Origin of the sequence: Sphingobium sp. TB-6, from assembly GCF_012927365.1 — a bacterium.
GTDB lineage: Bacteria > Pseudomonadota > Alphaproteobacteria > Sphingomonadales > Sphingomonadaceae > Sphingobium.
Genome location: NZ_JABBGL010000007.1, coordinates 35260 through 59528 on the forward strand (window position 1 = coordinate 35260; position 24269 = coordinate 59528).

23 protein-coding genes are annotated in these 24269 nt (G+C 65.4%); 9 read left to right on the forward strand and 14 right to left on the reverse strand.

Annotation, left to right across the window (positions count from 1 at the left end):
* Positions 1-26: 26 nt before the first annotated feature.
* The 6 genes from HHL26_RS11355 to ung form a co-directional block, all read right to left on the reverse strand.
* Positions 27-917: a transglutaminase family protein gene (locus HHL26_RS11355; RefSeq protein WP_066554543.1), complete on the reverse strand. Its 891-nt coding sequence runs from the start codon at positions 915-917 to the stop codon at positions 27-29.
* The gene (locus HHL26_RS11360; protein WP_066554545.1) at positions 914-3391 is read right to left on the reverse strand and encodes a circularly permuted type 2 ATP-grasp protein; all 2478 of its coding nucleotides are present in this window, start codon (positions 3389-3391) and stop codon (positions 914-916) included. The genes HHL26_RS11355 and HHL26_RS11360 overlap by 4 nt, the downstream gene beginning before the upstream one ends.
* Positions 3388-6717, reverse strand: coding sequence for a transglutaminase family protein (locus tag HHL26_RS11365; RefSeq protein ID WP_169576114.1), 3330 nt, complete (start codon positions 6715-6717; stop codon positions 3388-3390). The genes HHL26_RS11360 and HHL26_RS11365 overlap by 4 nt, the downstream gene beginning before the upstream one ends.
* A gap of 66 nt (positions 6718-6783) precedes the next feature.
* Positions 6784-7215, reverse strand: a complete 432-nt coding sequence (locus tag HHL26_RS11370; protein WP_066554550.1) for a DUF488 domain-containing protein — start codon at positions 7213-7215, stop codon at positions 6784-6786.
* A 41-nt stretch (positions 7216-7256) separates the two neighbouring features.
* Complete coding sequence (locus tag HHL26_RS11375; RefSeq protein ID WP_066554552.1) at positions 7257-7523, reverse strand: hypothetical protein; 267 nt, start codon at positions 7521-7523, stop codon at positions 7257-7259.
* Positions 7520-8218 (reverse strand): uracil-DNA glycosylase, encoded by a 699-nt coding sequence (ung, locus tag HHL26_RS11380; protein ID WP_066554554.1) that lies wholly within the window; start codon positions 8216-8218, stop codon positions 7520-7522. Before ung ends, HHL26_RS11375 begins: the two co-directional genes overlap by 4 nt.
* Positions 8219-8310: 92 nt before the next feature.
* Here ung and HHL26_RS11385 point away from each other — a divergent pair, with 92 nt between their 5' ends.
* From HHL26_RS11385 to HHL26_RS11395, 3 genes are all read left to right on the forward strand, one after another.
* A complete protein-coding gene (locus HHL26_RS11385) occupies positions 8311-9282 on the forward strand; it encodes a serine hydrolase (protein WP_066554555.1) in 972 nt (323 codons plus the stop codon).
* 66 nt (positions 9283-9348) lie between these two features.
* A complete protein-coding gene (locus HHL26_RS11390; protein WP_066554557.1) occupies positions 9349-9714 on the forward strand; it encodes a DUF962 domain-containing protein in 366 nt (121 codons plus the stop codon).
* A gap of 39 nt (positions 9715-9753) precedes the next feature.
* A complete protein-coding gene (locus HHL26_RS11395) occupies positions 9754-10809 on the forward strand; it encodes a GNAT family N-acetyltransferase (RefSeq protein WP_169576115.1) in 1056 nt (351 codons plus the stop codon).
* Here HHL26_RS11395 and HHL26_RS11400 read toward each other — a convergent pair.
* Together HHL26_RS11400 and HHL26_RS11405 are read right to left on the reverse strand one after the other, a co-directional pair.
* Positions 10787-11626, reverse strand: a complete 840-nt coding sequence (locus HHL26_RS11400; protein WP_066554562.1) for a cupin-like domain-containing protein — start codon at positions 11624-11626, stop codon at positions 10787-10789. The two genes, HHL26_RS11395 and HHL26_RS11400, sit on opposite strands and share 23 nt — an antisense overlap.
* A gap of 10 nt (positions 11627-11636) precedes the next feature.
* A complete protein-coding gene (locus HHL26_RS11405) occupies positions 11637-12752 on the reverse strand; it encodes a GNAT family N-acetyltransferase (protein WP_066554564.1) in 1116 nt (371 codons plus the stop codon).
* A 339-nt stretch (positions 12753-13091) separates the two neighbouring features.
* On the opposite strand from HHL26_RS11405, the gene HHL26_RS11410 reads away from it, so the two are divergent.
* From HHL26_RS11410 to HHL26_RS11425, 4 genes are all read left to right on the forward strand, one after another.
* Positions 13092-14087, forward strand: a complete 996-nt coding sequence (locus tag HHL26_RS11410) for an NAD-dependent epimerase/dehydratase family protein (protein WP_066561387.1) — start codon at positions 13092-13094, stop codon at positions 14085-14087.
* Between the two features lie 331 nt (positions 14088-14418).
* Complete coding sequence (locus HHL26_RS11415; RefSeq protein ID WP_066554567.1) at positions 14419-15426, forward strand: KpsF/GutQ family sugar-phosphate isomerase; 1008 nt, start codon at positions 14419-14421, stop codon at positions 15424-15426.
* Between the two features lie 148 nt (positions 15427-15574).
* Positions 15575-16396: a 3-deoxy-manno-octulosonate cytidylyltransferase gene (gene kdsB, locus HHL26_RS11420; protein WP_066554570.1), complete on the forward strand. Its 822-nt coding sequence runs from the start codon at positions 15575-15577 to the stop codon at positions 16394-16396.
* Between the two features lies 1 nt (position 16397).
* Positions 16398-17012, forward strand: a complete 615-nt coding sequence (locus HHL26_RS11425; RefSeq protein WP_066554573.1) for a histidine phosphatase family protein — start codon at positions 16398-16400, stop codon at positions 17010-17012.
* Here HHL26_RS11425 and HHL26_RS11430 read toward each other — a convergent pair.
* Genes HHL26_RS11430 through HHL26_RS11440 form a run of 3 tightly spaced genes read right to left on the reverse strand, consistent with a single transcriptional unit; the run spans position 16987 to position 18814 of the window.
* Complete coding sequence (locus tag HHL26_RS11430) at positions 16987-17541, reverse strand: LptA/OstA family protein (protein WP_066554578.1); 555 nt, start codon at positions 17539-17541, stop codon at positions 16987-16989. The two genes, HHL26_RS11425 and HHL26_RS11430, sit on opposite strands and share 26 nt — an antisense overlap.
* On the reverse strand, positions 17541-18188 hold the full coding sequence (locus HHL26_RS11435) for an LPS export ABC transporter periplasmic protein LptC (RefSeq protein WP_066554580.1): 648 nt from the start codon (positions 18186-18188) through the stop codon (positions 17541-17543). The genes HHL26_RS11430 and HHL26_RS11435 overlap by 1 nt, the downstream gene beginning before the upstream one ends.
* A gap of 8 nt (positions 18189-18196) precedes the next feature.
* Positions 18197-18814, reverse strand: a complete 618-nt coding sequence (locus HHL26_RS11440) for a ribonuclease D (protein ID WP_066554583.1) — start codon at positions 18812-18814, stop codon at positions 18197-18199.
* A gap of 244 nt (positions 18815-19058) precedes the next feature.
* Between HHL26_RS11440 and HHL26_RS24495 the strand changes: the two genes are divergently transcribed.
* Complete coding sequence (locus HHL26_RS24495) at positions 19059-19877, forward strand: cold-shock protein (protein WP_066554585.1); 819 nt, start codon at positions 19059-19061, stop codon at positions 19875-19877.
* Positions 19878-20127: 250 nt separating this feature from the next.
* Here HHL26_RS24495 and HHL26_RS11450 read toward each other — a convergent pair whose 3' ends face one another.
* Both HHL26_RS11450 and HHL26_RS11455 read right to left on the reverse strand, forming a co-directional pair.
* On the reverse strand, positions 20128-21180 hold the full coding sequence (locus tag HHL26_RS11450; protein ID WP_169576116.1) for a hypothetical protein: 1053 nt from the start codon (positions 21178-21180) through the stop codon (positions 20128-20130).
* A gap of 314 nt (positions 21181-21494) precedes the next feature.
* Positions 21495-22898 (reverse strand): XRE family transcriptional regulator, encoded by a 1404-nt coding sequence (locus tag HHL26_RS11455; protein ID WP_066554588.1) that lies wholly within the window; start codon positions 22896-22898, stop codon positions 21495-21497.
* A 124-nt stretch (positions 22899-23022) separates the two neighbouring features.
* On the opposite strand from HHL26_RS11455, the gene HHL26_RS11460 reads away from it, so the two are divergent.
* Positions 23023-23190 (forward strand): hypothetical protein, encoded by a 168-nt coding sequence (locus tag HHL26_RS11460; protein WP_169576117.1) that lies wholly within the window; start codon positions 23023-23025, stop codon positions 23188-23190.
* Positions 23191-23251: 61 nt separating this feature from the next.
* On the opposite strand, the gene HHL26_RS11465 is transcribed toward HHL26_RS11460, so the two are convergent.
* Positions 23252-24253 carry an inorganic phosphate transporter gene (locus HHL26_RS11465; protein WP_066554590.1) on the reverse strand — a complete coding sequence of 334 codons (1002 nt, stop codon included), beginning with the start codon at positions 24251-24253 and terminating at the stop codon, positions 23252-23254.
* Positions 24254-24269: the final 16 nt, after the last annotated feature.

Below are 24269 nucleotides of genomic sequence, written 5' to 3' on the forward strand. Positions count from 1 at the left end.
TTCGCAGGAGCACGTGGTGCGAGCCTCTAAACCCGCTCCTCCTCCGGCATGACGTCCACCATCACCTGGACATTCTGCCCGGAGCCGCCCACGAACAGCCCATCCATCGGCGCGACGTCGGCATAGTCCCGCCCCATGGCGACGAACAAATGCCCGTCCCCGGTTATCACCCCATTGGTCGGATCGAAGCCGATCCACCCCCGCGTCGGCCCGCACCACAGCATCACCCAGGCGTGCATCGCGTCCGCGCCGACCAGCCGCGCCATGCCCGGCGGCGGATCGGTGCGCAAATAACCGCTCACATAGGCGGCAGGCAGCCCGAACCAGCGCAGCGCCGCCACCATCACATGGGCAAAGTCCTGACACACCCCATGGCGCGCCGCAAAGGCCTCCGCCACTGGCGTCGCCGCATCGGTCGCCCCGCTCACATAGGCGAACGCGCCCTTGATCCGCTGCGCCAGTTCCAGCGCCGCCCCCACAATCGGCCGCCCGGGCGCAAGCAAATCCCCCGCCCAAGCCCCGATCTCCGCCGCCAATGGCACACGCGGCGAGGCGTAGAGATAATGCGCCGGCCCCGCCGGCCCCATGTCCCGCGCCGCCAAAGCCGCCTCCGCCACCGCGCCGACGGTTGGATCATCCTCTTGCGGTTCGATGGGCGGGCCGCCCTGCACCCCGGCACGGAAGCTGCTTTCGATGCTGATCCGGCGCAACGGACTGTCGATCTCCAGCCGGGCGACATTCACCGGCCACGCCCCCGGTCGCGATTCGATGGAAGCGGGCGCGGGATCGACCGCCAGATGATAATCCGACGTCCACTGCCCCGGCCATGGCGCGGGCCGAAGCCGCAGGTTGAAGCGCGCCAACTGCACCGGCGCATCATAATGCACGATGGTCTGATGCCGGATGTGGTAGATCATGACAGCAGGCTGACGCCCTCATTCTTTTCCTTGCGCCGTTGCAGGAAATAGCGCTGCCCGATGGCATCCGAAAGACCGAGCAGCCGGCTCTCCGTGTCGGCCAGATCGGCCATGCCCAATGCATCCCCGGTCAGCGGCACCAACCGCGCCGCCAGCATCGCCGCCAGCCGCTGCGGTTCCTCCGGCATGCCGTCGCCATGCAGCGCGGGCAGCGCCGCGACATGCTCCGCCAACCTCTGCACCTGATAGACGATCGAGCGCGGATTTTGCGGTTCCAGCGCCACCAGATCGCGCACCGGCGCCAGCGCAGGCCCGGCGAGATAGCGGTTGCGATAGCTGATCTGGCTGTCGTTCAAATCCAGCAGCACGGTCAGATCATCCGCCGACGCCCAGTCGGCCCCGAACAGCATGGCCAGGCGGCAGCCGTTGATCGCCCGCTCCATCCGCCGCCCCATGTCGTGGAAACGCCACCCTTCGGTCCGCCCCATATTCTCCGCCGCCAACCCGGAAAGCGCCGAAATCCGCTCGATCATGCGGGAAGAGGCTTCCAGCAAAGTCTCCGTCACCCCGCCGTCGAAATCGGGCAGGGGCAGGCGCACCAGCCGCCAATAATCCACTGCCAGCCGGTCGCGCAGCCCTTCGCCAATCCCCGCCACCGCCGCCAGCAACGCCCGCACGCTGCCCGGCTGCACGCCGTCGCCCAACGCCTGCGCGCAAAGCGGCCCGACCGCCCCCGCCGCGTCGGGAATGGCCCCCCAAAGGGCAAGCTGCCCCATCAGCCGATCCATGGTGGGCGATCCGACGGCCGGTCCCAGATCGGCCTCGATCGACCCGCCGACGATCGACCGGATCACCCGCGCCGTCATCTCCGTGCGCTCGATATAGCGCCCTAGCCAATAGAGATTGTCCGCCGCCTTGGCGGGCAGCATCCCGCCCACGCGCCGGATCGCGGGCGCTGCGGCCACCGCCGACAGCCCGTCCTGCGGCACCGGCTTGCCGTCCAGCACGCACATGTCCGCTGACAGGTCGCCCTCGCCCATCAGCGCGGCGCGAATGTCGCCATGCGCCGCCAGCCGGGTGAAGGCGCCCGGCATGATCCGCCATTGCCCCAGCTCGTCCCGCGCCACGAACACGCGCAGGGTAAAGGGCAGGGGGGTCAGCTTTCCGTCCACGATCGCAGGCGTGGTCGACAGCCGCACCACCTCCTGTCCCACATAGTCCATCGGCCGCCGCGCCATGGCGTCGAGCAAGGCCGCCCGCTGCGCCGCATCCATGGCCGATCCGGGCAGGAAGCGCGTGCCCGTCAGCCCGGCCACATCGCGGTCGAAGGCCGATCCCACCACCAGCTCGTCCATCGCGTCCGCGACATGCGCCCGCTCCGCGCTCTGCCCGCACCACCAGGTCGCGATATTGGGCAGGATGAGGTCCGCCCCCAGCACCTCCCGCGCCAGCCCCGGCAGGAAGGCCGCCATGGCCCGCGATTCGATCACGCCCACGCCCGGCCAGTTGGCCAGCATCAGCCCGCCCTTCACGCAGGCGTCGAACAGGTCCGGCACGCCGATGCGCGATTCCGCGTCGAACGCCAGCGGATCGATGAAGCGGCTGTCCATCCAGCGCCACAGCCCATCGACCCGCTTCAATCCCTGGATCGTGCGCACGAACAATTGCCCGTCGGACACGATCAGATCCTCGCCCTCGACCAGCAACAGGCCCAGATAGCGCGCCAGATGCGCCTGCTCGGCATAGCTCTGGTTGAACCGTCCCGGCGACAGCAGGCCGATGCGCGGATCGCTCCGCTCGCAATCGGCCGCCAGCCCGCGCCGCAAATCGCTTAGAAAAGGCGCCAGCCGCCGCACATTGAGCGCGCCCAGCAAATCCCCGGTCGCCCGCGACAAGGCCAGCCGGTTCTCCAGCGCATAGCCCACGCCCACCGGCGTGCGCACCCGGTCCGCCAGCACGCGCCATTCGCCATCCGGCCCCCGCGCCAGATCGGCGGCGTAGAAATGGATGAAATGGCCATGGGGCGGCGGCGCGCCGGTCATCACCCGCCAATGATGCGGGCTGCCGGTGATGACGCTGGCGGGCAGCTTGCCGTCCCGGACCAGCGATTGCGTGCTGTATATGTCGCTGATGACGCGCTCCAGCAACTGCGCCCGCTGGACCAGGCCTTGCTCGATATGTGTCCATTCCTGCGCGCCGATCAGCAGCGGAACGGGGCTGAGCGGCCAGGGCCGTTCCTGCTGATCCCCGGTCAGGCGGAAGGCAAGCCCCAGATCGACCGCCTGCCGCTCGACATTGCCCGCCAGCACCGCCGGATCGCCCTGCGCCTGAACCGACAGCCGCTCCAGCATGGCCCGCCAATGGCCCGCCATCTCCTTGCTGGCTCCGGCGAACAGATCGCCCTTCGGCGCTCCCGCCAGATAGGTCTCGGCCCAGCCCGCCGCGTCTACAGGAAGGGCGTCCGCCATGCTCATGGATGCCGGAAACGCAGGTCCAGCGTCATCGGAAACTCGCTCGGAGCCTCGGCGGGCGGCATGTCGACCGGGCCGGGCGTATGGCCATGATCCTGGAACCGCGCCTTGCGCCGCGCCTCGGCCTCATAGGCGTTGATCGGCAGCGTGTCGTAATGGCGCCCGCCCGGATGCGCGACATGATAGACGCAGCCGCCCAGCGACCGCCCGCTCCAGCTATCCAGCACGTCGAAGGTCAGTGGCGCATTGACCGGCAGGGCCGGGTGCAGACAGGCCGCCGGCGCCCAGGCCTTATAACGCACGCCGCCCACCGCTTCGCCCGGCACGGCGGTCGGCGTCATCGGCACGCGCCGCCCGTTGCAGGCGACGACATGCCGCCCGGCGATCAGGCCCGTCGCCCGCACCTGCAACCGCTCGGTCGAGCTGTCGACATAGCGTACCGTGCCGCCGATCGCGCCCGTCTCGCCCAGCACGTTCCACGGCTCCAGCGCGTGGGCGATCTCCAGCCCGACGCCGCCCGCATCGACTGCGCCATGGATCGGGAAGCGGAACTGCTTCTGCGCCTCGAACCAGTTGGCATCGAAGTCGTACCCCGCCCCGCGCAGGTCGCCCAAAACCTCTAGAAAATCCGCCCAGACGAAATGCGGCAGCATGAAGCGGTCGTGCAGCGCCGTCCCCCAGCGCACCAGATTGCCCTGCTGCGGCTGGCGCCAGAACCACGCCGTCAGCGCCCGCAACAGCAATTGCTGCGCCAGACTCATCTTCGGCTCCGGCGGCATTTCAAAGCCGCGAAACTCCAACAAGCCCAGCCGCCCGGTCGGCCCATCGGGCGAGAACATCTTGTCGATGCAGATTTCGGTGCGGTGGGTATTGCCCGTCACATCGACCAGCAGATTGCGGAACAGCCGGTCGACGAGCCAGGGCGGCGGCGCATCACCCTCGCCCGGAGCAGGCACCTGCGCCAGCGCAATCTCCAGCTCATAAAGCCCGTCATGCCGCGCCTCATCGATGCGCGGCGCCTGACTGGTCGGCCCGATGCACAGCCCCGAAAACAGATAGGAGAGGGAAGGATGCCGCTGCCAGTACAGCACAAAGCTTTTCAGCAGATCGGGCCGCCGGATGAAGGGCGAGTCGATGAGGCTCGGCCCGCCCAGCACGATATGATTGCCGCCCCCGGTGCCCACGGATCGCCCGTCGACCATGAACTTGTCGGCGGTCAGATCGCAGGTCCGCGCCAGCGCATAGAGCCGCTCGGTGATCGCCACCGTCTCGTCCCAACTCGCGGCGGGCTGCACATTCACCTCGATCACGCCCGGATCGGGCGTGGCCTTGAGCACCTGCAATCGCGGGTCGGGCGGCGGCGCATAGCCCTCGATCCGCACCGGAATCCGCATCGCTTCCGTCGCGCCCTCGATTTCCGCCACCAGTTCCAGATAATCCTCCAGCGCCTCCACCGGCGGCAGGAAGATCGACAGGAAATGCCCGCGCGGCTCCACCGTCACGGCGGTGCGCACCGCCCCTTCGATATGGAACTGCTCGACCCGCTCCTGCGCGACAGTCCCGCCCGGCGCATCCGGCACCCGCTGCACCGGCTGGGCATGAACCTCATCCAGCGTGGCGCGGAAATCCGGCAAAGGTCCACGCGGCTCGCTCGGATCGCGGGGATGGATATAGGGAAAGGCCGCCTCCGGCACATGCGGCAGCGACCCCAGCGGCAAGCGATAGCCCAGCGCCGAATCCCCCGGCACCGCGAACAGCCTGCCACGCCGCAACTGCCATATCTCGCTCTGCCAACGCGGCGTCGGCACTTGGCTCTGCCAACGCTGCACCGGCAGCACGAAACCCACCGGCTGGTCCAGCCCCCGCTCGAACGCCCGCACCATTCTTGCGCGGGCTTCGGGATCGGAAATCTTGGGATCGTCGGGCGATGTGTTGACCGGCAGGTCCGCTTCCTTGACCGCCCAGACCGCCGGGTCTTCATAGACCGGCTGGATATGCTCGGACGTAAAGCCCATCGCGCCCGCCATATGCGCGATAAAGGCCTCGGCATCCTCTGCCGTCACCGCCCGCGCATCCTCAGCCGCCACCTCATCGGCGATCAGCCCGGCATCCCGCCAGATCGGCACCCCATCCTGCCGCCAATATACCGCATAGGCCCATCGCGGCAGGCTCTCGCCCGGATACCATTTGCCCTGCCCATGATGCAGCAGCCCGCCCGGCGCGAACGTCTCCCGCAGCCCCCGGATCAGCCGGTCGGCATAGCCCGCCTTGGTCGGCCCGACGGCATCGCCATTCCACTCGCCTTCGTCGCCGCCATTTTCCGCCACAAAAGTCGGCTCGCCCCCGGTGGTGAGGCGAACATCCTGCGCAGCCAAGTCGGCATCGACCTTCGCCCCCAGCGCCATCACCGCATCCCAGCGCGCATCGGTAAAGGGCTTGGTGATCCGCACCGCTTCGGCAATGCGGCTGACCCCCATGGAAAAGTGGAAATCCACCTCCGCCGGTTCGGCCATGCCGCTGATCGGCGCGGCGGATCGATAATGCGGCGTCGCGCAGAGCGGAATATGCCCTTCGCCCGCGAACATGCCCGACGTCGCATCCAGCGCCACCCAACCCGCGCCCGGCACATAGGCCTCCGCCCAGGCATGCAGGTCGACCACGTCCTGCGAAACCCCCTTCGGCCCCTCCAAAGGCTCGACATCCGCCACCAACTGGATCGAATAGCCCGACACGAAGCGCGCCGCAAAGCCCAGCCGCCGCAGCAATTGCACCAGCAGCCAGGCTGAATCCCGGCATGATCCGGTGCCGATCTCCAGCGTCTCCTCCGGCCCCTGCACGCCGGTTTCCATGCGGATCACATAGCCGACCCGTTGCTGAAGCTGCCGGTTCACCTCGACCAGAAAATCGATCGTCCGCCCCTCGAAACCCTGATGGCTCTCCACCAGCGCCTCGAACAGCGGCCCCTGATCCTCCAGCTCGAAATAGGCAGCAAGGTCGGTTTTCAGCTGTTCGTCATAGGCGAAGGGATACTCCTCCGCATAAGGTTCCACGAAGAAATCGAAGGGATTGATGATGTCGAGATCGGCCAGCAGGTCGACCTCGACCGAAAAATGGTCGACCGGATCGGGAAAGACGATCCGCGCCAGCCAATTGCCATGCGGGTCCTGCTGCCAGTTCAGGAAATGTCCGGAAGGCTCGATCTTCAACGCATAGTTGGGGATTTTCGTCCGGCTGTGCGGCGCGGGCCGCAATCGGATCACCTGCGGCCCAAGCCTGATCGGGCGGCTGTAGCGATAGGACGTCAGGTGGTGGAGCGCGGCCTTCAGCATGGAAGCGATGAAACGCCACCCCCTGCTGCAATGCAATATACAATCGTTTTGCGCCCAAAGATTCTGTCAGGGCAACAAATCCACCCGCTCCGCATCCGGCATCACCGCATCCAGCAGCAGCGAGCGATGGCACGCCGCCGCATCCCGCTCGAAACAGAGCACAGCCACCGGCTGCTCCTGCGCCATTTCAATCAGTTGCGCCGCCTGCACCATCGCCTCAGGCAGCGCCAATTGCCCTTCATAAATCTCCGCCAGCCGCTTGTGATCGCCCTTGCGCGCCGCCTCGCGCCCGGCGGCGGGCGTGCCCAGCGCCTTCAACCCCACATAGTCGATCCCCGCCTCCCGCAGCCCGGCGGCCAGGATATTCTTGGAAAAACCCGGCCGCCGCGACAAAGGCACCGCCCGCACATCGGCCAACAGGGTAACACCCGCCGTCTGCAACGCCGCGATCACCTCGTCCTGCGTCGCGCCCTCATAGCCGATGGTGAAGATTCGCATGCTCGGCAAGATACCGTGTTCCTGCGCGGGCAGGAACTGACTTAGTCTCCGTCCCCCTCAGCCCGCTCCATCATCTCCATGAAGTCCCGTGCCGCGTCCCGGTCGGCCGGGTCCGCGAACGCCTCGTCCAGATCGGGCGCATCGCCCAGCAGGAACATCAGCGACCAGAGCGCAAAGCGCCGCCGCCCATCAGTCTCCAGCCCGAAATCCACCCGCATATGCTCGATCCCGGCCGCCAGCGCGTCGGGCGTCAGCGCGTCCACGTCCCGCACCCCGAAATAGCGGTGCAACTGATCGTCGAAATTCATGGCACCGGCACCGTTTCAGGCAGACCCCAGTCGATCGACCCGCGCCCTTTCTCGTCCAGAAAGGCGTTGGCCTTCGAAAAATGCCCGCAGCCCAGAAAGCCGTTATGCGCTGAAAGGGGGGAGGGGTGCGCCGCCTTCAGCACCAGATGCCGCGTCCCGTCGACAAACTCCGCCTTGCGCTGCGCATAGGCGCCCCACAGCAGGAAGACCACCGGCTCGACCTTCTGGTTGACCAGCCGGATGATGGCGTCGGTAAACTGTTCCCAGCCGCGTTTCTGGTGGGATGCGGCCTTGCCCATCTCCACCGTCAGCACGCTGTTCAGCAGCAGCACGCCCTGACCCGCCCAATGCTCCAGAAAGCCGTGGCGCGGCGGGCGCAAACCCAGATCGCTCTGCAATTCCTTGTAGATATTGACCAGCGACGGCGGAGTCCGAACCCCCGGCTTCACCGAAAAGCACAGCCCATGCGCCTGCCCCTCGCCATGATAGGGGTCTTGCCCCAGCACCACCACCTTCACCTTGTCGAGCGGCGTCAGGTCCAGCGCCCGGAAATATTCGCTGCCCTTGGGAAAGACGCGCTTTCCCTGCGCCTTCTCCTCTTCCAGAAAGCGCTTCAGCCCCTGCATATAGGGGCTTGCGAATTCCCCGCGCAGCGGCGCGCGCCAGCTCTCGTCCAGCTTGATAGTGTCGCTCATGGCCCGGCGTGATGAACCGGGGCGTGAACCGATGTCAACGATCCTTCTTTCCCGCCCTTGCGCTGGACCGGCGAATCGGGAAAATAAGCAGGATGCTGCGCCTTCGTACCAAGCTGATCGCCTTCCTCGGGCTTTTCCTCGCCCCCTTGCCCACCGCCGACGCCTTCGGGCCGACGGCGAACCCGGTCGAACATAACGCGCAATCGCGTCTGATGGCCGAATTCGCCCGCTTCTCGACGCTGACCGACGGCACGGTCGGCATCGCCGTGCGCGACCTCGGCACCGGGGAGACGCTGGCTTATAATGGCGACACGCTGTTCCCGATGGCCAGCACCTACAAGGTGGCGGTCGCGGCCAAGATTCTCTCGCTGCTTGACGCGGGCAGCCTCAGCCTCGACGAACCGCTGCTTCGCCTCGGCCGTCCGCTGCCGGTGCGCACGCTGCTGGAAATGAGCCTGACCTTGAGCGACAATGAGGCGACCGACGCCCTCGTCGCCCGCGCAGGCGGTCCGCAGGCGGTGAACGATTGGGTCCATGCCGCCGGGATCAAGGGGCTGCGCGTCGACAGCAACACCCGCGACCTGCTTGCCCGCGCCAAGGTGGCCGGCGTGAGCTTCGGGGATGAAGCCGCCATGGAGTCGGGCCTTTCCGCCGCCCAGCGCGACGCGCGCGACATGCCCAATATCGGCTTCACCGCCGACCCCCGCGACACCGCCACGCCGCGCGCGATGGACGACCTGCTCGCCGCGATCCGCCTCGGCAAATTACTCAAACCCCAGACGACCGCGCTGATGCTGTCGATCATGGAACGCTGCAAGACCGGCAAGGCCCGGCTGCGCGCCATGCTGCCCCCCGGCACGCGCATCGCGCACAAGACCGGGACGCTGAACGGCCTTGGCAATGATACGGGCATCATCACCCTGCCGGACGGGCGGATATTCGTCATTTCGGTCTTTGTGATGAAGGACTATAAGGGGCATGAGATGCGCGACCGCATCATGGCCGAAGCGGCGCGGGCCGCTTATGATTATTTCCTGTTCGCCCCCGATCGGCACACGGCCTGACGCATCGATCTTAACTTCGATCACCTTTCCCGTTAGCCTGAAAGGCGATGGAGGAGGGGGAGTGCGATGGACGGCAAGGCTGCGTTCAGGGACTTCTGGCCCTATTATCTCCAGGAACATGCCCATGCGGGCACGCGGGCGATGCACTATGCGGGCACCAGCCTGGTCGTGCTGCTGCTCGCCGCGCTGCCCATCGCGGGAAGCTGGTGGATGGTTCCCGCGCTGCCGCTGGCGGGCTATGGCTTCGCCTGGGCAGGCCACAGCCTGATCGAACATAACCGCCCCGCGACCTTCCGCTATCCCCTCTGGTCGCTCCGCGCCGATTTCGTGATGTGGTTCCGTTTCATGACCGGCCGCATGGGCCGCGATCTCAAACGCGCGGGCGTCCGCCCCGACGGTTCGGTCGATCCCGCCCTGCGCCGCCAATTATAGTCCCTTGATCCTCGCCACGGCTCTGCCAAAAGGGCCGCAATGGCCCTCACCGCCCAATTCACCCGCCTCCCCGATCCCGCGATCCTCGCCGCCCGCTGGCAAGCGCTGGAGTCCCGCGCAACCCCCAGCTTCTTCCTCGGCTGGACGTGGACCGGCGCCTGGCTGGAAAGCTACGGCGTCCGCCCCGAACTCCTCGCCCTCACCGACCCGCAGGGACAGGACATCGCGCTCGCCTTGTTCGGCCACGCCATGCAGCCCCGCCTGCTCGGCCCCACCGCCACATTGTCGCTCAACCAGTCGGGCGATGCCGCCGCCGATCGCCCCTTCATCGAATATAACGGCCTGCTGATCGCGAAGGGCAGGGAAGGGGAGGCGACCGAAGCCGCCCTTCAAGCCCTCCAAAAACGCAAGGACTGGCGCACCCTCCGCTTCAGCGGCATCGCGCCCGGTTCGCCGCTTCTCGAAATCCCCGCCCGTCGCAAGACCCGCCTCGACCGCTCCCCCGTCTATCAGGTCGACCTCGAAGCCGTCCGCGCCTCCGATTATCTCGCGCTGCTCAGCGCCAACAGCCGCAGCCAGATTCGCCGCGCTATCAAGGATCATGACGGCGCGCTCCCCACCATCACCAAGGCCAGCGCCGCCGAGATCGAGCCATGGCTGGCGGAGATGCAGGCTCTCAACACCGGGCGCCACGCCGACAATGCCTGGGACGACCCGGCCTTTCGCCGCTTCGCCGCGACGCTCGCCACCCGCAGCGATAAGGTCGAACTGCTCCGCTTCACCGATAGGGAGGGAGTCGTGGGCCTGCTCCTCAACTTCCTCCACGACGGCACGGCGATGAACTACCAGTCCGCCTTCGCCGCCCCGCGCACCGCGAAGGACAAGCCCGGCCTGCTCTGCCACGCCGCCGCCGTCGGCCATTATGCAGCGCGCAACCTGAAACTCTACTCCCTGCTCGCCGGCAAGGATCGCTACAAGCAAAGCCTCGCCACCCGCGAGGAAGCACTGGAATGGTGGCAGATCGACCGCTTCAGCCCCCGCCTCGAGGCCGAAGCCATCCTCCGCAAAATCCTTAAGCGCCCAGCTTCCGCATGATCCGATAGGCGATCCGCCGCACCCCCTGCGCCTCCGGCCTCGCGCCGATCCGCGCCGTCGGCAACCTCCGCCGCCGCAATAGCGCGTTCAGGCTATGCAACTCGCCCTCGGCCACGCTCCGCTCCGACCGCCAGGTGACGGACAGGCTGACCGAGACGGACGGCCCGTTCTCCACGAAATGCGGCGCCTTCACCGGCACATGAAGGGCATCCCCAGGCAACAGAGTCACCGCCATGCCCCGGTCGCGAAACCCCTCCCGCCAGTCCAGATTGCGATGCCCGCCCGCATGGAAGGCCTCGCTCTGCACCGCCGGCACCAATTCCTCGTCGCCCGCCGGAAAGACCGTCATGGTCTTCTCCCCCCTGATCTGGAGCAGGATATTATGCTCCGGATCCATGTGGAACGGCGTCACGCTCCCCGGCGAGGACAGGAAGATAAAGGCTTCCCGGTGCAGCATCGGCCCGGTCTCCCGCTCCACCAGCACCGCCAGCTCGCCCAGCGCCCGGTCCAGCAAAGCGCCATAATCCGCATCCCGCTCGACATTCTTCAGCACCGCCCAACTGCCGTTGGTCTCGATCGTCCGGATCGTCTCGCCCAGGCTCAGCCCGTTGGAAGGCGTATCCTCCGCCCGCACGCCCAGCGGCAATTTGCCCAGATTATACTCCACGCAAGCGGCAGGCATCCGCTCCGCCAGCCCGGCCAAAGCCTCCAGCGTCAGCAGCTCATGCCCCACCAGCCCATGGCTCAATTGCGCCGCCCGATCAGGATAGGCCGCCGCAAAATCCGCCCGCGCCCCTTCCGAAAACACCGCGTTCATAGCTGCCCTCTCAATCCTGACCTTTCAGGCGCCGCCCCAGCGCCTCGACGCCATTGGCCAGCGCAAAGGCCGCACTTCGGCCCGCGCCGCGCAAGGCAATGCGATATTGGGTAATCGTCCGCCGCTCGGCCCACAGGCTGTCGATCATCGGATGATCCGCCGCCGCGCAGCTATCCATCCAGCCGATGCCGGGATCGCCCAGCACCGCATGCAGATTGGCGATCTCGATCAGCACCCCCGGCGAAAAGCGGCCCAAAGCCTCGTCGAATGCGATCTTGAAGGAAAAGGCGCCTTCGCCATGCCGGAAATTGACCAGCATCGCGATCGCCCGCCCATCCAGGTCCATGCGCAGAAAATGCAGCCGTCCGCTCTCGAACGCCGCCGCGCAGGCTGCGCGGAAGAAAGCCGCATCATCGACCTTGCAGGCCAATGCCGACCCTTCCGACCCCTTCCAGCCCGAAGCCTCCAGCGCCAGAAATTCGCCGCACCACGCCGCGAGTTCCGCCCCATCGGCCAGCAACCGGCTCTCGACCGTGCCCATATCCGCCAGCCGCTTCTGCAAGCGCCGCAATTCCTTGCGCTTCTTGGCGCGCACATTGGCTTCCCAATAGGCATCCGCGTCCATATCCGACCGCAACATCGCCCGGTCGTAGCGATGCACCTCGCGCCGCCCCCGCCGCTGCTCGACGCACAACGCCTCCAGCGCCGCCGCATTGGCGCCCGCCGCATCCAGCCCGCGCAGGTGCAGGAAGCCCGGCGCCCATGGCGCGTCGTCCAACTGCCCCAACAGGCTGCGCCAGGCCGCGATTTCCTCGCCCCGCCGAATCAGCGGCGCGCCGAAGAAAATATGGTCGTGCATCCAGTTGGTGACGCAGCTTACCGGCAATCGCCCATGCCGCGGCGCGACCACCACCGGCATCAGCCCGATCAGATCGCTGCCCCGCTGCGCTTCCAGCACCCGCACGATCCTGTCGCCCGCCAGATGATCCAGCGCCGCGCACAGCATTTCGGGCATGTAGAAGGCATTGGCCTCCGCCGCCTCGTCCGCCAGCGCGGCCCATCGCGCGCGCTGCACCGGGGCATAGGCGCGCGCATTCGCCAATGCGGGATGGGAAGCCATGTCCATGGCCCCGGCCTTAGCCGCCAATGATTAGGGAAAGGCTAATCCGGGTGGATCATGGCCATTTCCGGACATTTTCGAAGTTCGTCATCCCCGCGAAGGCGGGGATCCATCTCCTGACCTAACCGCTTGATGCAACGCTGGGAGATGGATTCCCGCCTTCGCGGGAATGACAAAACAGGAAGCGTCCGCCTTCCACCTTCCACCCATGACCGGCCCCAATATTCCCATCCCCAACCCCAACAATTTTAGGGACTGATACGCCCCTTATGGGGAAAGCCCTTTACATCCCCCACCGGAAAGTCTGTGAAGAACCGAGCCAAGCAAAGACAGGAACAACGCGGCATGACAATCCTCGTGACCGGCGCCGCCGGCTTCATCGGCATGGCCGTGGCGGACCGGCTGCTGGCGCAAGGGCGCGCCGTCTTCGGCATCGACAATATGAACGACTATTACCCCGTCTCGCTGAAGCGCGACCGGATCGCCGCCCTGCATGATCGCCATGGCGGCCTGTTCACCTTTGCCGAACTGGACTTTGCCGACATGGACGCGCTCCAGGCGGCGCTGCACGACCATCCCATCGACGCGATCATCCATCTCGGCGCCCAGGCGGGCGTGCGCTATTCGCTGATCAACCCGCACGCCTATGTCCGCTCCAACCTGGCGGGCCACGTCAACATGCTGGAAGTGGCGCGGGAACGGCGGGTGCGGCATCTGGTCTATGCCTCCTCCTCCTCCGTCTATGGCGGCAACGACACGCTGCCCTTCCGGGTCGAGGACCGCGCCGACCATCCCGTCTCGCTCTATGCCGCGACCAAGCGCGCCGACGAGCTGATGAGCGAGACCTACGCCCATCTCTTCCGCATTCCGATGACGGGCCTGCGCTTCTTCACCGTCTACGGCCCCTGGGGCCGCCCCGACATGGCGATGTGGATCTTCACCTCGAAAATCCTCGCGGGCGAGCCGATCCCGGTGTTCAACCATGGCCGGATGCAGCGCGACTTCACCTATATCGACGATATCGTCAGCGGCGTGATCGGCTGCCTGGACCATGCGCCGGAGGATGACGGCGCGCCCAAGGCGGGCGGCAGCCGCTCGCCCCACCGGCTCTACAATATCGGCAACAACCGCCCCGAAGAGCTGATGCACCTCATCGCCGTTCTGGAGGATGCCTGCGGCCGGAAGGCGGAAATCGACTTCCAGCCGATGCAGCCGGGCGATGTCCCCGCGACCTTCGCGGACATCAGCGCCATCGCGCAGGATATCGGCTTCGCGCCGGCCACCGGCATCGAAACCGGCGTGCCGCGTTTCGTCGACTGGTATCGCGCCTATCACGAATGAAGGTGGCGCGCCGCAAAAAGCAGCGCAAAACAGCCCCGGCGGCAAAAGGTTCCGCCATCGGCCGAACTTATTGAGCGATTGATCGCTTTTTGGTCCATTGTGGCGTTAATGGCGCGTAAATCTTCATTCGCACTTGCGAAATAGATTGCCAATTCTAAGGGAAGACGCCTATCCACATCAGCCGGGTGCCGGTTGGTTCCAACCGGTCGGGTCGCGGAACGAGGTAAGGGCGGAACACCGTGGGGCGGTGGTTCGTCGCCGCTATCGTAAGCTGGGAACCAGGCGTCAGTCTGGAAAAACCGGCGTCGATGGTGGAAAAAAGGGCTTACGCGTGTCGACAGTAACGAAGATCGTGCCATTCGGCTCAGGCGGGCGGATCGCGGAAACCGCGCGACGCACCTTGTCCATCGCGGCGGAGGGGCTGAACGCCCTTGAGGCGCAATTCACCGATCGGGAATTTTCGGCCAATTTCCTGCGGCTGATCGGCGTCATCATGAATGTCCGGGGCCGCGTGATCGTCACCGGCATGGGCAAGAGCGGCATCGTCGCGCGCAAGATGACGGCGACGCTGACCTCCACCGGCACGCCCGCCATCTTCCTGCACCCCGCCGACGCCGGTCATGGCGATCTGGGCATGGTGACGCCGGACGACGTGGTGCTGATGCTGTCCCATTCGGGCGAGTCCAACGAACTTGGCCCTATCATCCAATATTGCAAGCGCTTCGCCATCCCCCTGCTGGGCATGACCGCGCGGTCGCACAGCACGGTCGCGGCGGCATCGGACATCTGCATCCTGATGCCCAATGTGAAGGAAGCCTGCCCCAATTCGCTGGCGCCGACGACCTCCACCACGATCCAGATGGCCTTTGGCGACGCGCTGGCCATCGCGCTGATGGAAATGCGCGGTTTTTCGGCGGACGATTTCCACAAATTCCACCCCAATGGCCGGCTGGGCGCGCAACTCGTCAAGGTGCGCGAACTCATGGCCTCGGGCGGCGACGTGCCCCGCGTGGAGGAAGACGCCTCGCTGCTGGACGCGACCATCGAAATGACCCGCGCCCGTCTGGGCGGCACGGCTGTCGTCAACGGCAGGGGCGAACTGATCGGCGCCTTCACCGATGGCGACCTGCGCCGCACCGTCACCGGCACCCGCCATATGAACGAGCCGGTCGGCCGTCACATGACGGTGGAACCCGTTTCGGTCAGCCCGGAAGAACTGGCCTCCGAAGCCCTGCGGCTGATGCACGACCATAATATCACCCTCCTTTTCGTTTGCGAAAAGGATCGGCTGGTCGGCGCTGTCCATATGCACGACCTGCTCCACGCAGGCGTCGCCTGAGAGGCGCTCGTCACTCGCCCCAAGAGCAACCGTGCTCCTGCGAAGGCACTGGCGCGAGACAAGTGGCTTGCGACAGCCCGGTCCCGCCGCCTGACTGCTTTTCTTCACATGCCATTTCGCACAGCCCCTCAACGCCGCTCCACCTGAGATGACCTCTCCCACGCTCGTCGTCATTCCCGCGCGCGCAGGCTCCTCCCGCCTACCGCGCAAGCCCCTGCGCCTGATCGCAGGCCGCACGCTGCTGCACCGGACCATCGCCATGGCCCGCGCCGCAACCGCCGGTCTCCCTCACGCGAAACTGCTGGTCGCCACGGATGACGAGGAAATAGCCGCCCACGCCCGCGCCGCAGGCTGCGATGCCGCCATGACCGACAGCGCCATCGCCACCGGCTCCGGCCGCGCCCTCGCCGCTGCCCGCCAATGCGAGAACCAACCTCGCTTCATCGTCAACCTCCAGGGCGACAGCCCCTTTCAGCCCGAAGGCACGGTCCGGGCCGTCATCGCCGCGCTGGAATCCGGCGCCGATGTCGCCACTCCGGTCATCGCCCTCGACTGGCCCGCGCTCGACGCCCTGCGCGACCACAAGACGCGCTCGCCCTTCAGCGGCACCACCTGCGCCCGTGCCCCCGACGGCCGCGCCCTCTGGTTCTCCAAAACCATCATCCCGGCGATCCGGGACGAGCATGTCCTTCGGCAAAGCCGGGATCGGTCCCCGGTCTGGCGCCATGTCGGCCTCTACGGCTATACGCTCGACGCGCTGACCCGCTTCGAATCCACCCCGCCGACGACGCTCGAAAATCTCGAAGGCCTGGAACAACTCCGCCTGCTGGAACTCGGCATCCCCATCACCACCGTTCCGGTCAGCCCGCCCAGCTTCGACAGCTCCGGCATCGACACCGAAGCCGATATCGCCCGCGTCGAAGCCCTGATCGCCACCCACGGCGACCCGACGCCGCCACTAGTCCCGTAACATGCGCCGCATCTTCATCATCCGCCACGGCAACACTTTCGAAAGCAGCGCCGATGCCCGCCGCATCGGCGCAGGCACCGACATTCCGCTGGTCGAAAGCGGCCGCGCCCAGGCCGATCGCCTCGGCGCCTGGTTCGCGACGCAAAATCTCCTGATCCGCCGCCTCCACAGCAGCCCGCTCCTCCGCGCCCGGCAAACCGCCACCCGCATCGCCGCCGCCACCGGCCACCCCGTCGACGGCCCGCTGCCCTGGCTCAACGAAATCGATCATGGCCCCGACGAAGGCCGTCCCGAAGCGCAAGTCCTCGCCCGCCTCGGCGCGCAAGCTCTCACCGCCTGGGACGAGCAAGGCATCGCGCCCAAAGATTGGATCGTGGATGCCGAATCCCGCATCGCCGCCTGGAAAGACTGGTTCGCGCAAGCAGGGGAGGGCGCCGACCTCCTCGTCACCAGCAACGGCGCCGCCCGCTTTGCGCTCCTCGCGCTAGGCCTGCCGCTGGCGAACCTCAAACTCCGCACCGGCGCTTTCGGTGAACTGGCGATCGACGAAACGGGCCGCGCCCAGCTCATCCGCTGGGACGAACGCCCGCTCAATTCTTCCGCTGCGGCACCGTAAACGTCCCCGACACGCGCCCGCCGGAGCTGCCCGTCACACCCGAACCGCCACCCCCGGCAGCCCGCCCATCCACGGTAGAGCGCCCGCTGTTGAGGTCGATCACCAGCCGCCCGCCGGTCAGCCGGTTCGCCCCCTGCGTCAGCGACACATTGCCCAACATGGTGATCAGCCGGCTGTTGAGGTCGTAGATGGCGACATTGCCCTTCGCCGTCTCATTCCCCTTGGTCACGACGACATTGCCCGAAGCATCGATCCGGTCGATCTCAACCCCGTTGGTCCCGCCGCCCGGCTGGTTCCGGTAGGCCACCGTCATCCGCGCCGCATTCAGCGTCATGCCCGCCTGCGTCACCTCGACATGGCCGGACACGACGACGCGGTCGGCGCGGTCCTGCACCTCGATCCGGTCGGCGGTGAAGTTCACCGGCGCATTGCTGTCATGATTCTTCAGCACCTGCGCATCCGCCCCGACATACATCAGTCCGGCCGCACCCAGAACGCTCAAGGACACCAAAAGAAGGGGCTTTTTCATCACTTTCGCCCTTTGAGGCCATTTTGTTCGATACGCAAGCTCGCTCGCCCGTTCAGCGTCACCGTCCGCGCGCCCAGATCCGCTTCCAGATGGTCGCCGCTGAACGTGCCGATCGGTATCCGCCCGTCCACGCGCCCGGCGCTCTGCATCCGCCGCGTCTTGAGGTCGACGCCCACATCCCGCGTCGTCATCCTGTATCCGCCCTCAGACTCGAACTGCACCGGCCCGTCGATCGCGACCCGCTCCGTATCCATGTCGTACCGGCCCTTCTGCGCCCGCAACAAGGCCTGCCCATCGGACAGCAATATCCGCGCCGACATATCGTTCAGATCCACGATCGGCTCTCGCGAACTCTTCTGCACCGCAGAGCCTGCCCGCAGCGAAAAGGGCTGCCCCTTGCTGTCCTCCCCGCGATAGAGCGCCTCGGTCACGCGCATCCGCTCCTTCGCCACCTCGACCTTGTTCTTGTCGAGCACGAAGCTGACCTTGTCCCCGCCGGTAAAGGGCGCCGTCGCCAGCAACGCCGCCAGCACGCCCACCGCCGCCGGCAGCCAGTTCTTGAGCAGCCCGACCAGCCGGTCATGGCTCCCCCCCGGCCTAGCCCAATGGCGGCGCAGATTGCGTTGCTGATCGGCCTGAATCGACATGGAAACCCTTACATATGCGCGAAGATATCGATCTCCGGCCATCCTTCCAGGTCCAGCGCGGCCCGATGCGGCAGGAAATCGAAACAGGCCTGCGCCAGCTCCATCCGCCCTTCGCGCACCAGCCGCTTGTCCAGCTCCGCCTTCAACGCATGCAGATAGCGCACGTCGGACGCCGCATATTCCTTCTGCGCGTCGGACAGCACCGGCCCGCCCCAGTCGCTCGACTGCTGCACCTTGGACAGCTCCTGCCCCAGCAATTCGCGCACCAGTTCTTTCAGGCCATGGCGGTCGGTATAGGTCCGCACCAGCCGCGAGGCGATCTTGGTGCAATATACGGGCGCGGCCACCACGCCCAGATAATGTTTGAGCGCCGCAATATCGAACCGCCCGAAATGATAGAGCTTCAGCCGCTCCGGATCGGCCAGCACCGCGCGCAGATGGGGCGCGGCATAATCGCTGCCGGGGTTGAAGCGCACCAGATGCTCGTCCCCCTTGCCGTCGCTGATCTGCACCACGCACAGGCGGTCGCGGGGCGTGATCAGCCCCATGGTTTCGGTATCGACGGCGATCGGGCCGGGGGCAAGGACGCCCTCGGGCAGATCCTCTTCATGGAAATGGACGGTCATGATTCCCCTCTATGGCTAAAGCCGCCATATCGCAATCACCGCCTGCATGGGGGAACGAAAGGCGCCCAATCGGTCCCAAAATCGCCATTTCCGGCCCTTTGCCTGCCTCAAAAATCATTCGCGCTCCCCTGAAAAGTTGATATAGTGAGTCCCAAACCGCGTGCTAGCGGTGGATTCTGCATGTCATTCGCCCGACATGTTTGTCCGGTTTAGTCTGGGGCGAAGCGAAAGTGACCAACAGGGCATGAGTTTTGATAGAGGTCGCCGCGGCGGGCGCGGCAAGGACAAGCGCGACGGTTTCGGCGACGAAGGTTTCTATGAGGGTGGCCGCGGCGGCTTCGGCGGTGATCGCGGTGGCTTTGGCGGTGGCGGTTTCGGCGGTGATCGTTTTGGCGGCGGCGGCGGCGGTGGTGGCTTCGGCGGTGACCGCGGCGGCTTCGGCGGCGGCGGTGGTGGCCGCGGCGGCTTTGGCGGCGGTGGTGGCGGCTTCGGCGGTGGCGGCGGCGGTGGCCGCGGCATGCCTGCCCAGGTCGTCGGTGAAGGCACCGGCGTGGTCAAGTTCTTCAACGGCCAGAAGGGTTTCGGCTTCATCGTCCGTGACGATGGCGCGGAAGACGTATTCGTCCACATTAGCGCTGTCGAGCAGGCGGGCCTGACCGGCCTGGCCGAAGGTCAGCAGCTCGGCTTCACGCTGGTCGATCGCGGCGGCAAGGTGTCGGCAACCGACCTCAAGATCGAGGGCGAACCGCTCCCCGTCACCGATCGCGCGCCTCGCGAACCCCGCGCAGGCGGCTTCGGTGATCGTCCGGGCGGCGGCGATCGCGGCCCGCAGCGCCAGCTCACGGGTGAGCGCGCCAGCGGCACGGTCAAGTTCTTCAACGCCATGAAGGGCTTCGGCTTCATCCAGCGCGACGACGGCCAGCCCGACGCGTTCGTGCACATCAGCGCCGTAGAACGCGCCGGCATGAGCGCCTTGAATGAAGGTGATCGTCTCGATTTCGAACTCGAAGTCGACCGTCGCGGCAAGTACGCGGCCGTGAACCTTCAGTCGAAGGCCGACTGATAAACATCTGACCGCTTTCGCGGAGAGGATAGAAGGGGTCGCCTGCCCGGCGGCCCCTTTTTTCGTACTGGAACAAGATTTGTAAGCCGTATGTTTCACTTGGCGTTCCTGCGCCAAGAAGTTGTCCCGGTAGCTGTACGGCTTCCCGTTCTATTGGGGCCATCTGAGGGCTTAAATTACCCTTCTAAAGCGGCTGCCAAGGGTGGTTAGCGGAAAGTCAGCTTACCGATCAGCAAAGTCGATTTGGACGCTAGCGGGGATTAGCAGATATGGGTGTGTCCGTGGGCGAGGTTTTCAGCCATTGGTCGGCTGGGAGCCGAAATCGGACCGTCTGCTCAATCGTGGTAGAACTGACCGAGAATTTTCCTTTCTCTCGTAATATTTCACAGGTCTTTTCCTGCAATTGCTTGGGAGCATCGCTCTCAAGCACTTCGCAGTTCGAGGCATGGGAGTCTGCATCGATCGTTAATTTTACCCGTATGAAACCACTGTTCATTGGCGGCTCACTCTCGCCAGCAATGATCCGTGCCGAATTCGGTTCGGCACTATCCTTTTTGAGAAGGAAGTCACCGCCTACAGTCCGCAATCGATAGTCACCGTTCGCATTCTTAGGTAGGCTAATCTGGCTGACAGGACTTCCCATGGCATAAAGCCTGAGTTGCGCGGTGTCATTCTTCCAATTGAGAAACCGATACTCAAGGATCGGCTTGATAGGCAGTTCCACGGCTTGACGCTTAAAAATGGGGGTGTTCACATAATCAAACGTGCCGGTCATCGGCGAGAAGTGGTCCCATAGATAAGGGTTCATTCTCGTAGGGGCTATGGCTGCGCGTTTCGGACTATTGCGCAACAGACATATGTTCTCTCGTTTCCCGCCAACGACGCGCGGTAGAAAGCACCACATGTCCATTGGTGGCGTTTGACCGAAACCTATGTAGCCGCCCGACACGACAAATGAGCCAGCATAATAGCCTGGCGAACCTGCTGGTGCCTGAACCCCTCCCACCGTGAAACTGAAACCCTTTACATCCTCGGTAACGATGGCCGTATATCGATAGGCGTAAGGGATGGTCAGCAGAGTATCATCCGGGCCAATAGCACCGTTCGCAACAATCGGCTTTCCCTTCGCCTCAATAACATCAGAAAACTGGACGCCAGGAATTCCCACATTACGCTCGACCTCCGTTAGAGGGGGAGGCGAACCCGGAGGGGCAGGCTCCTGTTTTGTTGCAGCGATACTTGATGAAAAGTGGATTGTGACAGTTACGGCAATTGCCACAACAAATGAACGTGCCTCGATCATTCTACGCTTCCCCCATGTGGAGCCTGTTATAGCGCCAAATTCAAATAAGCTAATGTAATTTCTGGCAAAGGTGTTTTGATTTGCTCGGTCGACGGGGAATGTCCGCTTTTGAGAACGCTGATCGAAATCTCAAGCGACTTACATTGGTCGCTAGCAGCCAAAGCCTCCTCGTCATGCCGGGCTTGACCCGGCATCCCGCTTTCTTTTCCACGCGTCGTAGATGAGGAAGCGAGACCCCGGCTCAAGGCCGGGGTGACGTTGGTATGAACGCCTGCCTTTGGTCGGAACCTGCCATTTTGGAGTCAGCTATTCCCTCAAACCCGCCGAAACGGAAACGGCGCCACCGTCCGCTCATAGCCATGTAAATCCAGCGCCCGCGTCACCGGGGGCAGGGCTCGGTCGGGGCAGTTGCGCCGCTCGCACAGATGGCAGGTCGGCCCCACCTGCGTCGCCGCGCCTTTCTCCACATCGATCCCGTCGGCATGCACGATCCTTGGCCCATGCTTCGCCTCGCAACCGAGCGCGATCGCGGACCGCCCCCGCGCGCCGCCCTCCATTGGCAGACCGATGGTCAGACTGACGAAGCGCCGCCCATCCATCGTCTCGATCAGTTGCGGGCGCACCGCGTCCGGCTCCTGGCTTTCATGCGCGTCCCAGCGCGGGCAGGTGCCGCCCAGCCGCGCAAAAGGCCAGGCCTCGCCATCGAAGCGCTTGGAGACTTGTCCCGCCCGGTCCACCTTCGCCATGAAGAAGGGCACGCCCCGCGCGCCCGTCCGCCCCAGGCTGGTCAGGCGATGCGCCAGTTGCTCCATCGACACGCCGAAGCGCGCCCGCAACAGCGGCAGGTCGTGCCGGCTCTGCTCGGCCGCCTTGGCGAAGCGGTCATAGGGCATGATCAGCGCCGCCGCGGCATAGTTGGTCAGCGCGATCCCGGCGAGGCGGCGGCTGTCCTCGTCCGGCGGCCCCGCCCGCGTCACCTGGCTGCCGATCGCGTCCGCCAGTTCCTGCGCGCAAAGCTGATAGGCGACCGCGAACAGCCGCCCCGAAGAGGCCAGCCGCTCGCTCAGCAACAGCCGCCGCCGGTGCATGTCATAATGGCGCAGCGTCCCGGCAAGCACATCCTCCCGCACGATCTGCACCGCCATGCCATGGCGTTCCTTCAGCCGCGCCCTGATGCCCGCCTGCATGGCCGAGGGATCGTCCCCCAACTCCTCCGCCAGCGATTCCGCCGCGGCGTCCAGTTCGGCAAAATGATTGCCCGCCCGCGATATCGTCTCGCGCAGCCAGTCCAGCGGCGCATGCAGCGGCGCCGCGCTTCCCGGACCCGCCGCGACCTGCTCGGGCAGGCGGCGCAAGTCGCTCAAGGCGCGGTAGAACCGACCGATCGCCTCGCTGACCCCCGGATAATTTTCCGCGACCTCCAACACCTCGTCGCGGGCGATCCCGATGTCGCGCACCAGCGCATCGGACAGGATTTCCCCCAGTGCGCTGGCCGCGCCTTCCTGCGTGCTGGCGACGAAATCGCGGATATCGATGTCATAGACATTGGCCAGCCGCAGCAGCATCTGCGCGGTCAGCGGCCGCTGGTTGCGCTCCAGATGGTTCAGGTAACTGGGCGAAACCCCCAATTCCTCCGCCATCCGCGTCTGGTTCAGCCCCAGCTCCCGCCGCAACACGCGCAGCTTGGGGCCAAGATAGAGTTTCCGGTCGTCAGCCATATTGTCACTATGTCAAATAATGACAGTATGAACAAGTCACCTCATGACACCGCGCCACTAATCGCCCTTACCTTGTGGGGTCATTCATGGTTTCTGATGTCATCCCAACGGAAAGGAACCCCAGATGGAAACGACCGAAACACGCGAACCCACCCGTTCCCGCGCAGTTTTCTCGCAGGAAGATTTCGGCCTGATCCGCACCGCCATCGCCCATTATCTGCGCGAGGTTCAGGACAAGCCGGAATCCGTCAAATACGCCAATCTCTACCACCGCCTCGGCCGGGTGAGCTGATCGTTCCCAAAGGTTCAGGAGAGGAAGGGTGCGGTCGTCAATCGACCGCACCCTCTTCGTATCAGAACAGCCGGGTCAAGCCATAGAAAGCCGCCCCAATGACGGCGGCGGCGGGCAGGGTCACGACCCAGGCGACGATGATGCTCGACGCCACATTCCACCGCACCGCCGACAACCGCCGCGAAGCCCCCACGCCGACGATGGCGCCGGTGATCGTATGGGTGGTCGACACCGGCACGCCCAGATGCGTCGCCAGGAACAGCGTCATCGCCCCACCGGTCTCCGCGCAGAAACCCTGCGCCGGGGTCAGCCGTGTGATCTTCGACCCCATGGTGTGGACGATCTTCCACCCGCCCAACAGCGTGCCCATGCCCATCGCCGCCTGACAGCTCAGCACCACCCAGAAGGGCACGTGGAAATCGCCGGTCAGCATGCCCTGCGAATAGAGCAGCACGGCGATGATCCCCATGGTCTTCTGCGCGTCATTGCCGCCATGGCCGAGCGAATAGAGCGAAGCCGACACGAGCTGCAACTTGCGGAACACCCGGTCCGCGCCCTGCGGCGTGAAGCGGCGGAAGATCCAACTGATGATCAGCACCAGCAGCAATGCCAGCACCAGCCCGATGGCGGGCGACAGCACGATCGCCGCGCTGGTCTTGAACACCCCGCTCCACACCACGGCGGAGAGTCCCGCCTTGGCCGTCCCCGCGCCCAGCAACCCGCCGATCAGCGCATGGCTGCTGGAGGAAGGTATGCCCAGCCCCCAGGTGATCAGGTTCCACGCAATCGCCCCCATCAGCGCGCCGAAAATCACCTGCGGATCGATGATGCTGGCGTCGACAATGCCCTTGCCCACCGTCTCCGCCACATGCAGGCCGAAGAACAGGAAGGCGATGAAGTTGAAGAATGCCGCCCAGGCGACCGCATATTGCGGCTTCAGCACCCGCGTCGACACGATGGTCGCGATCGAATTGGCTGCGTCGTGCAGTCCGTTCAAAAAGTCGAACAGCAGCGCGACGCCGATCAGCGCGACCAGCAGCGGTAAAGCGATATGGGCTTCCATGATTTTGCTCTGGCCG

Coding starts and splice junctions, on each gene's coding strand:
- HHL26_RS11465 (WP_066554590.1), bottom strand. CDS start 24,253: ATGGAAGCCCATATCGCTTTACCGCTGCTGGTCGCGCTGATCGGCGTC.
- HHL26_RS11430 (WP_066554578.1), bottom strand. CDS start 17,541: ATGAAAAAGCCCCTTCTTTTGGTGTCCTTGAGCGTTCTGGGTGCGGCC.
- HHL26_RS11450 (WP_169576116.1), bottom strand. CDS start 21,180: ATGATCGAGGCACGTTCATTTGTTGTGGCAATTGCCGTAACTGTCACA.
- HHL26_RS11390 (WP_066554557.1), top strand. CDS start 9,349: ATGGACGGCAAGGCTGCGTTCAGGGACTTCTGGCCCTATTATCTCCAG.
- HHL26_RS24495 (WP_066554585.1), top strand. CDS start 19,059: ATGAGTTTTGATAGAGGTCGCCGCGGCGGGCGCGGCAAGGACAAGCGC.
- HHL26_RS11455 (WP_066554588.1), bottom strand. CDS start 22,898: ATGGCTGACGACCGGAAACTCTATCTTGGCCCCAAGCTGCGCGTGTTG.
- HHL26_RS11365 (WP_169576114.1), bottom strand. CDS start 6,717: ATGCTGAAGGCCGCGCTCCACCACCTGACGTCCTATCGCTACAGCCGC.
- HHL26_RS11395 (WP_169576115.1), top strand. CDS start 9,754: ATGGCCCTCACCGCCCAATTCACCCGCCTCCCCGATCCCGCGATCCTC.
- HHL26_RS11460 (WP_169576117.1), top strand. CDS start 23,023: ATGGAAACGACCGAAACACGCGAACCCACCCGTTCCCGCGCAGTTTTC.
- HHL26_RS11435 (WP_066554580.1), bottom strand. CDS start 18,188: ATGTCGATTCAGGCCGATCAGCAACGCAATCTGCGCCGCCATTGGGCT.
- HHL26_RS11375 (WP_066554552.1), bottom strand. CDS start 7,523: ATGAATTTCGACGATCAGTTGCACCGCTATTTCGGGGTGCGGGACGTG.
- HHL26_RS11410 (WP_066561387.1), top strand. CDS start 13,092: ATGACAATCCTCGTGACCGGCGCCGCCGGCTTCATCGGCATGGCCGTG.
- HHL26_RS11425 (WP_066554573.1), top strand. CDS start 16,398: ATGCGCCGCATCTTCATCATCCGCCACGGCAACACTTTCGAAAGCAGC.
- kdsB (WP_066554570.1), top strand. CDS start 15,575: ATGACCTCTCCCACGCTCGTCGTCATTCCCGCGCGCGCAGGCTCCTCC.
- HHL26_RS11405 (WP_066554564.1), bottom strand. CDS start 12,752: ATGGACATGGCTTCCCATCCCGCATTGGCGAATGCGCGCGCCTATGCC.
- HHL26_RS11370 (WP_066554550.1), bottom strand. CDS start 7,215: ATGCGAATCTTCACCATCGGCTATGAGGGCGCGACGCAGGACGAGGTG.
- HHL26_RS11400 (WP_066554562.1), bottom strand. CDS start 11,626: ATGAACGCGGTGTTTTCGGAAGGGGCGCGGGCGGATTTTGCGGCGGCC.
- HHL26_RS11440 (WP_066554583.1), bottom strand. CDS start 18,814: ATGACCGTCCATTTCCATGAAGAGGATCTGCCCGAGGGCGTCCTTGCC.
- HHL26_RS11360 (WP_066554545.1), bottom strand. CDS start 3,391: ATGAGCATGGCGGACGCCCTTCCTGTAGACGCGGCGGGCTGGGCCGAG.
- ung (WP_066554554.1), bottom strand. CDS start 8,218: ATGAGCGACACTATCAAGCTGGACGAGAGCTGGCGCGCGCCGCTGCGC.
- HHL26_RS11385 (WP_066554555.1), top strand. CDS start 8,311: ATGCTGCGCCTTCGTACCAAGCTGATCGCCTTCCTCGGGCTTTTCCTC.
- HHL26_RS11355 (WP_066554543.1), bottom strand. CDS start 917: ATGATCTACCACATCCGGCATCAGACCATCGTGCATTATGATGCGCCG.